A 1,448-nucleotide genomic window follows, 5' to 3' on the forward strand; every position below is an offset into this window, starting at 1 on the left:
CACTCAGAAGTTAGTTTCTGATGTAAATGATAATGCAAATAGTAAGCTGGCAAAAAACCAAAACGGCGCCGACATCCCCGACAAAAACGCGTTTGTGAAAAACCTCGGATTGGTGGAGACGGTGAATAAGGCGAATAATGCGGTATCTAAAACAGATGCAGATAGCACATATGCGCGGAAAAAATCACAAGACGATTTTACTTGCGGTAGTTTAAATGTTGTTGCTAATCATGAGTATCCCGGAATCAAATTAGAAAAAAAAGACGGTAGATACGTTCAAATTTATGCAAATCCCGACGAGCAAGACCCATTAACGATCTCATATAGAGACAAAAACGGCGATACAATCTATTACGCAAGTGTACAGAAGAAATCTGGCATGCTGGCAATGCTAGATGATATCAACGTTCCTGTTGGCGTCCCGCTCCCATATCCACACCGCTACACACCCGCAGGTTATCTCACATGCAACGGTCAATCATTTGATAAATCTTTATATCCAAAATTAGCTGAAGCTTATCCTAACGGTAGAGTGCCCGATTTAAGAGGCGAATTTATCCGGGGGTGGGATGATAGTAGAGGCGTCGATCCGGGGCGAGTGTGCGGAACGTGGCAGGGAGATGCAATCAGAAATATTACAGGTCGTCTTGATGTGCGTCTTGATGGTAAGTTCTCAATAGTCAATGATGCGTCAGGGAGCTTTACACAAACGCGAGATGCATCATCCGGCCTTTACTGTATGCAAGAAGCAAATTATGTGCGCGGTGCCGATAACGTGACATTTGACGCATCACGTGTCGTCCCAACCGCTAACGAAAATAGACCCCGCAACGTCGCATTTAACTACATAGTGAGAGCAGCATAATGACAGAACAAAAGTACTCTTTAGAACATGAAACAGCCGTATTGGGTAAAGACGGATTGGCTATTCAGGCAGGCTGGATAAAGGTTTATCACTCGAATCAGATAACGAGAGAATTCACAGTTTCAGATATTGAGTATGTGATGCTCGGTGTCAGCCTATCAGCCGGTGCTTATCCCGATGCGCCAGAACTTCCCGATTCTCGCGATGTGGCCGTTTGTCGCAGTGAAGACGGTAAGTGCTGGCAAATACTCCCTGATTACCGTGGCAAAACAGCTTACGACACGTTAACTCGCGCTCCGACTGAAATTACTGAAATCGGTGAATTGCCGGATACGCTAACCTTCAAGAAGCCCCCAACTGATTTCGATACGTGGAACGGCAAAGAGTGGGTAGTTGATAAAGACCTTCTCAAATCTCATCAGATTAATGAAGCTAAGCAACAACAAGCAGCACTGTTACAACAAGCAAATGAAACACTCTCATTGCTACAAGACTCTGTTGACTTAGAAGTTGCTACTGACTCAGAGAAAGCCGCTCTGTTGGAATGGAAGAAGTACAGAGTATTGCTTACGCGTGTAGATGT

2 protein-coding genes are annotated in these 1,448 nt (G+C 44.7%); both read left to right on the forward strand.

The genetic code is table 11. The annotated features are described in order from the left end of the window. Positions 1 to 865, forward strand: an 865-nt coding sequence (locus LG003_RS22895; RefSeq protein WP_262981749.1) for a phage tail protein, incomplete at its 5' end; no start/stop codon positions are given. After that, positions 865 to 1,448, forward strand: a 584-nt coding sequence (locus LG003_RS22900; protein ID WP_262981750.1) for a tail fiber assembly protein, incomplete at its 3' end; no start/stop codon positions are given. The genes LG003_RS22895 and LG003_RS22900, both read left to right, overlap by 1 nt.

It is taken from the genome of Photorhabdus kleinii (genome assembly GCF_025384885.1).
GTDB lineage: Bacteria > Pseudomonadota > Gammaproteobacteria > Enterobacterales > Enterobacteriaceae > Photorhabdus > Photorhabdus kayaii.